This is a genomic window from Paraburkholderia sediminicola (assembly GCF_046026895.1).
GTDB lineage: Bacteria > Pseudomonadota > Gammaproteobacteria > Burkholderiales > Burkholderiaceae > Paraburkholderia > Paraburkholderia sediminicola_C.
This window is the reverse complement of record NZ_JAQQEU010000086.1, coordinates 16,903-27,531: the sequence shown is the minus strand read 5'-3', so window position 1 is coordinate 27,531 and position 10,629 is coordinate 16,903. Positions and strand designations below refer to the sequence as shown.

Annotated in this window: 9 protein-coding genes; 7 read left to right on the top strand and 2 right to left on the bottom strand. The window is 61.9% G+C overall.

The features are described from left to right. Nucleotides 1–298 precede the first annotated feature (298 nt). From PQR02_RS34445 to PQR02_RS34435, 3 genes are all read left to right on the top strand, one after another. Nucleotides 299–1,267, top strand: coding sequence for a LysR family transcriptional regulator (locus PQR02_RS34445; RefSeq protein WP_408242235.1), 969 nt, complete (start codon nt 299–301; stop codon nt 1,265–1,267). A gap of 677 nt (nt 1,268–1,944) precedes the next feature. Then, nucleotides 1,945–2,601, top strand: a complete 657-nt coding sequence (locus tag PQR02_RS34440) for a peroxiredoxin (protein ID WP_408242241.1) — start codon at nt 1,945–1,947, stop codon at nt 2,599–2,601. A 59-nt stretch (nt 2,602–2,660) separates the two neighbouring features. Next, nucleotides 2,661–3,731 (top strand): rhodanese-like domain-containing protein, encoded by a 1,071-nt coding sequence (locus PQR02_RS34435; protein WP_408242239.1) that lies wholly within the window; start codon nt 2,661–2,663, stop codon nt 3,729–3,731. Nucleotides 3,732–3,763: 32 nt separating this feature from the next. On the opposite strand, the gene PQR02_RS34430 is transcribed toward PQR02_RS34435, so the two are convergent. Then, complete coding sequence (locus PQR02_RS34430; protein WP_408242233.1) at nt 3,764–4,444, bottom strand: TetR/AcrR family transcriptional regulator; 681 nt, start codon at nt 4,442–4,444, stop codon at nt 3,764–3,766. A gap of 314 nt (nt 4,445–4,758) precedes the next feature. On the opposite strand from PQR02_RS34430, the gene PQR02_RS34425 reads away from it, so the two are divergent. Genes PQR02_RS34425 through PQR02_RS34410 form a run of 4 tightly spaced genes read left to right on the top strand, consistent with a single transcriptional unit; the run spans nt 4,759 to nt 9,268 of the window. Continuing rightward, nucleotides 4,759–5,715, top strand: coding sequence for an HlyD family secretion protein (locus tag PQR02_RS34425; protein WP_408242237.1), 957 nt, complete (start codon nt 4,759–4,761; stop codon nt 5,713–5,715). Next, nucleotides 5,712–6,656, top strand: coding sequence for an ABC transporter ATP-binding protein (locus tag PQR02_RS34420; protein WP_408242231.1), 945 nt, complete (start codon nt 5,712–5,714; stop codon nt 6,654–6,656). The genes PQR02_RS34425 and PQR02_RS34420 overlap by 4 nt, the downstream gene beginning before the upstream one ends. Further along, nucleotides 6,653–7,795, top strand: coding sequence for an ABC transporter permease (locus PQR02_RS34415; RefSeq protein WP_408242229.1), 1,143 nt, complete (start codon nt 6,653–6,655; stop codon nt 7,793–7,795). The genes PQR02_RS34420 and PQR02_RS34415 overlap by 4 nt, the downstream gene beginning before the upstream one ends. 12 nt (nt 7,796–7,807) lie before the next feature. Beyond that, nucleotides 7,808–9,268, top strand: a complete 1,461-nt coding sequence (locus PQR02_RS34410) for an efflux transporter outer membrane subunit (protein ID WP_408242227.1) — start codon at nt 7,808–7,810, stop codon at nt 9,266–9,268. A 242-nt stretch (nt 9,269–9,510) separates the two neighbouring features. On the opposite strand, the gene PQR02_RS34405 is transcribed toward PQR02_RS34410, so the two are convergent. Further along, a complete protein-coding gene (locus tag PQR02_RS34405) occupies nt 9,511–10,377 on the bottom strand; it encodes an SDR family oxidoreductase (protein ID WP_408242225.1) in 867 nt (288 codons plus the stop codon). Between the last annotated feature and the right edge of the window lie 252 nt (nt 10,378–10,629).

Genomic DNA, 10,629 nt, shown 5'->3' with positions numbered 1-10,629 from the left:
ATTGGCCGCGCGGATCGCGTTGCCCGCGTCGAGCGAGGACGGCTCGATCGCGTGGTCCTGCGGGACGATGCCTCCGGTACCTGCGCAGCCGGCGATTGTTAGCAGAAACGCAAGAACCGGAACTACGAGGGCACGCTTCAATTCTCTCCAAAAAATGACTATATCAATCTGTGCATCATTATATTTTTCATGAATTGTTGGAAAAACCGAAAATATCGCAACGAATTTTTACGGGATACGAATCAATCGCCCACTTGATATATGCAACAATCCGGTCGAATTCGGAAGGAACGGGAAAATGGATACTCTCCAGAACATGCGCGCATTCGTGCGCGTCGTCGAAGCGGGCAGCTTCACTGCGGCCGCGCAGCATTTGAACTCGACCACCGCGCATACGTCGCGCTCTGTTTCGGACCTTGAAGCACACCTGCGCACGCGCCTCCTGAATCGCACGACTCGCCGCATCGCGCTGACCGAGGCAGGCGAGCGCTATCTGCAACGCTGCCAGCAGATCCTCGCGTATGTCGAGCAGGCCGAGGCGGAAGCCCGCGACGCTCAGGCGCGCCCCGCCGGCAAACTGAGGGTTCATGCGATGACCGGTTTTGGTCAGCATTACATCGTTCCGGCTGTGAGCCGTTATCAGAAGCGCTACCCGGACGTGCAAATCGAACTGACGCTCGCGCAGCGCATGCCCGATCTGCTCGACGAGGGATTCGACGTGTCGCTGACGCTCGCCACCGGTCTGCCGGATTCGGGCCTGGTATCGCAGCGCCTGGGCAGCGTGTTCAGCGTCGCCTGCGCGTCTCCTGCTTACCTCAAACGCAACGGCATGCCGACGTCGCCGGCGGAACTCCGCGAACATCCCTGCGTCCAGATCGTGACTCCCGTATTTCGCGCCGATGAATGGACTTTCGACGGGCCGCACGGCGAAGAATCGATCGCACTCGGACCGGCAACGTTTCGGATCAACGTTGCCGAAGCGCTGGCAGTAGCAGTGCGCGAAGGCATGGGTATCGGTTTGCTGCCGGCCTATTGCGCTGCGAGCGGGCTACGCAGCGGAGAACTGCTGCGCATTCTGCCGGATTACACCGCCCAGCAACTGAATGTCTATGCACTGTATCCGTCGCGCCAGTACCTCGACGCCAAAATCCGGACCTGGGTGGAATTCCTGCGGGAGGAGTTGCCATTGGTGCTTGCGAGAGACCAGGCTGAACTGGATACGTTTTCGCACGATCGCGAGTTGAGTGTGTGCGGTTCCAGGTCATAGCGCGCGACGCAGCAAACCGGCTCTGATGCAGCACCAATCAGAACAGGTGAAAGAACAAATTCCTGCGCGACTGTAGGATGCACAACTCACTCGATTGTGTTGAGCTGCCACGCTTATACGATATCCATCTTCGTTTGTGGCAACGCCATTTTAGCGGCGCGTTCAAACACGAAGGGCACAGACTCTTCAAAGCAAATGCATTCCGGAAGTCTTCCTTGAGCGCAACCTGCGGGCGAATGAAAAATCAAAAGCGCGGCACGTACTTCGCAAAGCAGCCATCACTTGTCTGCTGAACAGTCGCGGGCGAGATTGAACTCGACTTTTCGGCCAGTTGCGGTCCTCGCTCCGCACATGCGCAAGGTGCTATTTGATCGATCAGGAACTCACAGCCGAATCCTCGATCTCAATCCCCTGTTCAAAGAACGTCGCGCACGACGATATCGAACCGGTAGTGCTGCCGCCCGGCAGTCTCAAGCAGTTGTTCTCCTGGCTTGAGCTATTTGGCAACCAGGTATCTAATCGATTCCATGAGGCGTGACAGCGCCACGAGGAAATTTGTCAGTCGGGGAAAAGTTGGTGATTTTTATCACTGAGCTCTGGTAGTCCTGTGTTGGATACCCGTGGACAGGCTCGGATCAGATGTCCATTTTGACAACCCACTTTGCAGAGAAATCAACATGTCACTCCGAATCAACGACATTGCGCCCAACTTCACCGCTCGCACCACTCAGGGAGAGATCGATTTTCATCAATGGATCGGCGACCAATGGGCCATCCTGTTCTCACACCCGAAGGATTTCACCCCCGTCTGCACCACCGAACTGGGTTACATGGCGAAGATCGAACCCGAGTTCACACGGCGCAACGCCAAGCTGATCGCCGTGTCGGTCGACCCGGTCGAAAGTCATGACAAATGGGTTGCCGACATCGAGGAAACCCAGGGCGCCACGGTCAAATATCCGATGATCGGCGATACCGACCTCGCGGTCGCCAAGCTCTACAACATGCTGCCGGCCGATGAGGCCGGCACCTCCGAAGGACGGACCCCCGCCACCAACGCGACCGTGCGCTCGGTGTTTATCATCGGCCCCGACAAGCGCATCAAACTGATGCTGACCTACCCGATGACCACCGGCCGCAACTTCGACGAGATCCTGCGCGTACTCGATTCGATGCAGCTAACCGCGAAGCACAGGGTGGCCACGCCGGCGAACTGGAAACAGGGCGAAGACGTCATCATCACGGGCGCGGTCAGCAACGAGGAAGCCGACCAACTCTTCCCCGGCTTCAAGACCATCAAGCCGTACTTGCGCGTCACCAAGCAGCCTGGTTGAACTCGGGCACGGCGGGCTCTCAAAGGCTCGCCGTGCCGCCCTTTCTTCAGAGCGCCATGTTGATCTTCCGTCAGCTGTTCGACCCCACCTCGTCCACCTATACCTACCTGCTAGGTGATGGCGGCAGCGGCGACGCGCTGCTGATCGACCCCGTCTACGAGCAGGTGCCGCGCGACCTTGCGCTGCTGCGGGAGTTGGGGCTCCGCTTGCGGGCAACCCTCGACACCCACGTGCACGCCGACCACGTCACCGGCGCGTGGCGCCTGAGTCAGCGCTGCGGCAGCGATATCGCGCTCGCCGAAGCGGCCGGCGCAACCGGCGTGACCCGGCCGCTGCGGCACGGCGACCGTATCCACTTCGGCAGCCGCTACCTGAGCGTACGCGCGACCCCCGGCCATACCAACGGCTGCCTGACCTATGTGCTGGACGACCAGAGCATGGCCTTCACCGGCGACAGCCTGCTGATTCGCGGCTGCGGCCGCACCGATTTCCAGCAGGGCAGCCCGCAGCAACTGTTCGCGTCGGTGCGCGAACAGATCCTGACGCTGCCCGAAAACTGCCTGCTCTACCCGGCACACGACTATCGCGGCATCACTGTCACGACCGTCGCCGAAGAACGGCGCTTCAATCCGCGCCTGGGCGGCGATGTGGATGTCGGCGACTTCACCGGTCATATGAACAACCTGAATTTGCCGCATCCTAAACTGATAGCCGTGGCGGTGCCCGCGAACCTGCGCTGCGGCCAGCCGGACGCAGAAGCCTTGCCGCAGGAGACGCCTGACTGGGCGCCGCTGACGCTGCGCTTCAGCGGCGTGTGGGAGATCGAACCCATGACGCTGCTGGAGCATGCGGCCGGGCTACAGATCGTCGATGTGCGTGAAGCGCCGGAGTTCATTGATCGCCTGGGCCACCTGCCGGGCGCGCGGTTAGTGCCGCTTTCGCAGTTGATGGCGCGGCTCGATGAGCTGGACCGCGAGCAACCGGTGGTGGCCGTGTGCCGCTCCGGCGTGCGCTCGGCCCAGGCCAGCGTGTTGCTGACCAAAGCGGGCTTCGGCAAGGTGGCGAACCTTGCCGGCGGGATGTTGCGCTGGAAGACCGAAGGGCTGCCGGTGGCGTCGGGAAGCGTCTGAGAGACCGCCAAGCGTGCGCAGTCCGGTTCGACTCAATCAGAACGATGAGCGGCGGCGATCGCATCCAGCCCTGCGATCACAAAGCGGATGAAGTCGTCCGTGAGCGCATTTCTGTCTTTCGCGACAGCGGGCAGCAGCGCGTTTTGCACCTGCTTCGGCGCGATCATGAGCGCAATGCAGGGCAGCACGGTGAACATCACCGCTCGCTGCACGGCCGGGTCGCGCGGATCCAGTTGCAGCACCTCGCCCATGAGCCGCAGCATCACCGCCGCCTTGGGGCGCACGGCTTTCTCGACGAGCGCGGGCATTGCGCGGGATGGCGACAATATCTCACGCAGCATCAGCATGAATCCCCACGGCGCACCAGCGTTCGTCGACAGGCCGACAAAACGGGACAGCACCGTCTGCAATTTTTCCCGTGGATCGCCCGGTCCCTGTGTCAGCGCCGTGAGTTCGTCGAGCCCCACCATCTGCCGATGCGCCTCTACGAGCGCGGCTTCGTACAGTGCCTCCCGACTGCCAAAGTGATAGTTCACCGACGCCATCGGCGTGCCCGCGCGCGCACATATCTCCTTGCTGGTGGCGTCCGCGAACCCGCGCTCCGCGAACACCTGTCCGGCCGTGTCGAGCAAGTGCTGGCGAGTAGCCGCACCGTCAGGGCGGCTTGTGCGTTTGGGGTGCTTCACGGCGGTCTGTGCTGGTTTGCCGGGCATAGAGAAATCGCGACTCCGCAAATAGTTTGAATTCAAATTCAAATTCACATATCATCTATTCTACTTCGTCTGGGCTGCGTCTTGCAGCCATTTCACCGCCCTTCGGCACGCTCGTTCATCTTCGACACGCAGGCCGCCAGCGCGCGATAAACAGTATGGATTACTTACCGAATACCTCTGTCGAGCAGAACATGTCCAAATGCAATGAAGCCGATGCCGACTTCGATCCCATGTCCCGCGCCGATCATCGCGCCAATCGCTTTCCCCACGCACGCCGCGCTTTTGCGCAGTCGCCTGGCTTCGGGAAGAACACAATGAACCGGCTTCACATCACGGCCTCGCTTCTGCTAATCGCCGGCCTGGTGGCCGGTTGTTCCCGCCACGACGACAACGCGTATCAAGGCTATATCGAAGGCGAGTACGTCTATCTCGCGTCGTCGCAAGCGGGCACGCTGGCACGGTTGCAAGCTGTGCGGGGACAAACCGTCAAGGACGGCGCGCCGCTTTTCCTGCTCGACCCGGTCGACGAAACCGCCGCACTCGCTCAGGCGCAGCACCAGCTTGCCGCCGCGCGCTCGCAACTGGCCGATATCGAAACCGGCAAGCGTGTGCCCGAAATCGACGTCAATCGCGCCCAACGTGCCCAGGCCGTCGCCAATGCGCGCAAGGCATCGCTGCAACTGACACGCGACGAGGCGCAGTTCCGCGCAGGCGGCATTTCAAAGGCGCAACTCGACGATTCGCGCGCCAATGCCGACGCCACCGCAGCGCAAGTACGCGAACTCACCAGTCAGGTCGAAGTCGCGCGCCTGCCTGGCCGTTCGCAACAGATTGCCGCCCAGCACGCCCAGGTCGCGGCAGCCGAAGCGGTCGTCACGCAGGCCCAGTGGAAGCTCGACCAGAAGCGTGTGACCGCGCCCGCTGACGGCCTCGTCTACGACACGCTCTATCGCGCCGGCGAATGGGTGCCTGCCGGAAGCCCGGTCGTGCAGATGCTGCCGCCGCAGAACATCAAGGTGCGCTTTTTCGTGCCGCAGACGCTGGTCGGCGCAATGACGCCGGGCCGCGACGTGAGGATACAGTGCGACGGCTGCGCAGCCGACGTGTCAGCGAAGATCACCTATGTGTCGAACAATGCCGAGTACACGCCACCGGTCATTTACAGCAACGAAAGCCGCGCGAAGCTGGTGTTCATGATCGAAGCGCATCCGTCCGTCGCGGACGCAACGAAGCTTCATCCGGGGCAGCCCGTGACGGTGATGCTGAAATGAACGCCGATACGCCCGCCTACGCGATTGACGTCCATAACCTGAACAAACACTTCGGCGACAAGCACGTGGTCAACGACGTGACACTGCAAGTCGCGCGCGGCGAGATTTTTGGCTTTCTCGGCCCGAACGGCAGCGGCAAGACCACCTCGATCCGCCTGATGTGCGGACTGCTCACGCCGGACTCCGGCACCGGCACCTGCCTTGGCTACGACATCCAGCGCGAGAGCGCGCAGATCAAGCGCAGCGTGGGCTATATGACGCAGCGGTTTTCGTATTGGGAAGACCTGACCATCCGCGAGAATCTCGACTTCGTGGCGCGTATGTATCAGATGCGCAACCGGCGCGAAGCCGTCGATCGTTCGCTCGAATCGCTCGGGCTGCAAAGCCGGGCGAATCAGCTAACCGGCTCGCTGTCCGGCGGCTGGAAGCAACGTCTTGCGCTGGCCGCATGCATGCTGCACGAGCCGAAACTGTTGCTGCTCGACGAACCCACGGCGGGCGTGGACCCGACCGCGCGACGTGACTTCTGGGAAGAGCTGCACCGCTTGGCGGCGCGCGGCATCTCAGTACTGGTCAGCACGCATTACATGGACGAGGCCGAGCGCTGCCACAAGCTCGCGTACATTGCATACGGCAGGTTGCTGGCGCAAGGCACAGCGAGCGAAGTCATTGCGTCACAGAATCTCGCGACCTGGTCGATTCACGGCGAACATCTGAGCGAGCTGTCCGAACGGCTTCGCACGACGCCCGGCGTTGAGCAGACCGTTGTTTTCGGTTCCGCGCTGCATGTCAGCGGCAGCGATCACGAAGCGCTGGAAAAAGCGATCAGGCAAGCCACTGCCGGCACGACGCTGCGAATCGAGCCGATCAGCACAGGACTCGAAGAGGTGTTCATCTATCTGATGAGCCATTCGAAAGATAACTTCGGAGCGCCATCATGAGCAGAGCAATCGCATTTTCACTGACGCGCTGGTGGAGCATGGTCCTCAAGGAGTTCCTGCAACTACGGCGCGACCGTATTACGTTTGCAATGATCGTGGGACTGCCGATCATCCAGATGACGCTGTTCGGGTTCGCAATCAATAGTGATCCCAGGCATCTGCCGACAGCCATCATCATTCACGACCAGAGCGAATTTTCACGCAGCTTCGTCGCCGCTATGACGAACTCGGCCTATTTCGACATCGTCGAAACCCTGCCGGACGAAGAAGCGGGCCGACGCGCGCTCGCGCAAGGCCGCGTGCAATTCGTGTTGAATGTCCCGGTGGATTTCTCGCGAAAACTGCTGCGAGGCGAACGTCCGTCGTTGCTGGTCGAAGCCGATGCAACCGATCCCACCGCGACGAACACCGCTCTCGCCGCATTGCCGGGCCTGATTCAACCGGTGGCGGACAAGGACATCACCGGTCCGCTCGCGCATCTGAACGGCGCGCCGAACGCATTCGGCGTGCAGGTTCACAGCCTGTACAACCCGGAAGGCATTACCCAATACAACGTGGTTCCCGGCCTGATGGGCGTGATCCTGACCATGACGCTCGTGATGATGACGGGCCTCGCCATCACGCGTGAACGCGAGCGCGGCACGATGGAAAACCTGCTTGCAATGCCTGTTCTGCCCATCGAGGTGATGACGGGCAAGATCGTGCCTTACGTTGCGATCGGCCTCATTCAGGCGACGATCATTCTTGTGGCAACGCGCTTTGTTTTCCATGTGCCGTTGGTCGGCAGCGTGGTGGCGATCTATCTGTCGGCGTTGCTTTTCATCGCGGCGAACCTGACGGTTGGCATCACGCTGTCTTCGCTCGCACAGAATCAGTTGCAGGCGATGCAGCTGACGATGTTCTACTTTCTGCCCAACATCCTGCTGTCCGGCTTCATGTTTCCGTTCGCAGGCATGCCGCGATGGGCGCAGTTCATTGGCAACCTGTTGCCGCTGACCTATTTCAACCGGCTGATTCGCGGCATTTTGCTCAAGGGCAACGGCTGGACTGATCTATGGCCGTCCGTGTGGCCCATGGTGGTTTTTACGGCCATCGTGATGGCCATTGCCCTGCGCTTCTACCGGCGCACGCTGGACTAGGAGGACACGTCGATGAAACCACTCGTTATCGCGTGCGTGCTCGCGTTAGGCGGTTGCGCGGTCGGCCCCGATTTTCACGCACCGGGGGCGCGCGACACGCAAAGCTATACGCGCGAGCCACTGCCCCAACGTGGCGCGCCGGGCGAAGGCGCGTCGGGATCGGTGCAAACATTTAGCGTTGCTGACAGTACGTTGCCCATGTGGTGGCGGCAATTCCATTCGGATGCGCTTGATCACCTCGTCGATCAGGCGCTGCGTCAAAGCCCGTCACTCGGGCAAGCGCGCGCCAAACTGCTCGAGGCGCGCGAGAACTACACGGCGCAGGCGGGCGCGACGCAGTTTCCCGTGGTGGATGCAAAAATCTCAGGCTCGCGGCAGAAAGTCGATCCAGCTGCGTTCGGTATTCCGCTTCCTGAAGCGCCGGGGCCGTTTTCGTTGTTCAACGCTTCGGTCAGCGTGTCGTATGTATTCGACGTTTTCGGCGGCAATCGGCGCGCGCTCGAAGCAAGCCTCGCGCAGGTCGATTACCAGTCGTTCGAACTCGATGCCGCCCGGCTTTCCATCGCCGGCAATGTCGTGTTGACCGCTATGCGGCGCGCGTCGTTGCAACAGCAGATCACGCTGACACAACGCCTTGCCGATGCACAGGCAAGGCAACTGGCCATCATCGAGGCGCGCTACGCCGCCGGCGGTGTGGCTCGGCTCGACGTGCACAGTCAGCGCACGCTGCTTGAACAAACGCGCGCTTCGCTGCCGCCGCTGACCACGCAACTCGCACAGGCCGATCATCAACTCGCGATTCTGGTCGGCGTCGCGCCGTCGAAGGCGGACTTCAGCGACATCACGCTGGATACGCTCCGATTGCCCAGCGACATTCCCGTCACACTGCCTTCGACGCTGGCACGCGAACGGCCAGACATTCGCGCATCGGAAGCCTTGCTGCATCAGGCCAGCGCGAACGTGGGGGTGGCGACGGCGAATCTGTATCCGCAGTTTTCCCTGTCGGCCGGGATCGGTTCGGAGCGCACCAGCGTGAGCGACGTCGTAAAAGGTCTGAACATCTGGAACGTGGGCCTCAATCTGACCCAGCCTCTTTTCCACGGCGGAGAATTGCGCGCGAAAAAACGTGCGGCGCAAGCGGCTTATGACGCGGCGTTAGCGGCTTATCAGGAGACCGTGTTGCAGGCGTTGCAGCAGGTTGCCGATGCGCTGAGCACCTTGCAGGGCAATGCGCGCGAATTGCAAGCCCGCGACGACGCCGACCAGCAGGCACGGGCGAGTCTCGTGATCGCGCGCCAGCAGTATGACGTCGGCGGCATCAGTCAGACTGCGCTGCTCGACGCGCAACGCCAGGCATTGCAGACAGCGATCGACCGGACCCGTGCACAGGGCGACCAGTTCAGCGATACGGCGGCGTTGTTTCAGTCGCTCGGCAGCGGGATGACAGAGACGACCTTGGGCAGTAGCCGCTAGCTCTGGCATTGCCTCTTGCTGCCGAGTCCCGCTTGGGCGGCCGCCCTGCTGAACATGGCAGCGGCGCTCGTCCGGCGGCACATCCATCGCGAACACACGGCGAGCGGCGTGCCACAGCGCCATCACGGACCATCGCACCCACGCTCCGAACCGGCGCAGACGCCCCGCAAAGAAGCAGTCGGCCAGCGTGCCGGGCGTATCGAATGCGTGGAACGCAAGCCGCGCGTGGCCTGTCCACCACCTCAAATAATCGGAGCGCCACCCGTGACCGCGACAGTCGCGCCGGAGACATAGCTCGCTTCGTCCGATGCCAGCATCACATAGACCGGCGCCAACTCGGCCGGCTGTCCGGGGCGTTTCATCGGCACCTGCTGGCCGAATTTCTCGACCTTTTCCGGCGGCATCGTCGATGGAATCAGCGGCGTCCAGATCGGCCCCGGCGCCACGCAGTTCGCGCGAATGCCTTTTTCGGCGAGCAACTGCGCAAGGCCGCCGGTAAAGTTCTGAATCGCGCCCTTGGTCGCCGCATAGGCGATCAGTCCGGGATTCGGATGGTCGGCGTTGATCGACGTGGTATTGATGATCGCGGAGCCCGGTTTCATGTGCTTGACCGCCTCTCGCGTGATCCTGAACATCGCGCCGATGTTGGTATCGAAGGTCTTGTCCCATTCCTCGTCGCTGATCGCGTCGAGCGACGGGTAGCTCATCTGGTATGCGGCGTTGTTGACCAGTATGTCGAGCCGGCCGAACGCCTCGACAGCCTTGTCGACGATCGCCGCGCAATGCGCAGGCTGCGTGATGTCGCCGGGCAACAGCACCGCCTTGCGGCCCGCCTCTTCGACCCAGCGCGCGGTTTCGCGCGCGTCGTCGTCCTCGTCGAGGTACGAGATCAGCACGTCAGCGCCTTCGCGGGCAAACGCGATGGCGACCGCGCGGCCGATGCCGCTGTCGCCGCCGGTGACGATCGCCGCTTTGCCGGCGAGGCGGCCCGAGCCCTTATATGACCGCTCGCCATGATCCGGCTGCGGTTGCATGTCCGCCGTCCTGCCCGGCGTCCGATTCTGCTGCTGCGCGGGAAACGGCGGCGCGGAACGTTGCGTGTCGCTCATGTCAAACCTCCAGCCTCCAGATTACGAACCGACCCACGCGGCGTACGCACGGCAGACCGCGTGGCGAGGGGTTTCACGATGCCTCGCCTAGGTTGTGAGCAAGCACCGGGCCCGCGACCGACCGTGTGCGCGAATCCGGGCAATCCGCAAATTTTTCAACGGCTGGCGGAATGTCTTGCATTGCCTGTCGCATTGCTCATTCGCGCTGCGATCACACTTCACGACCGCAACCGAAGGTCAAAGCGCGCGCCG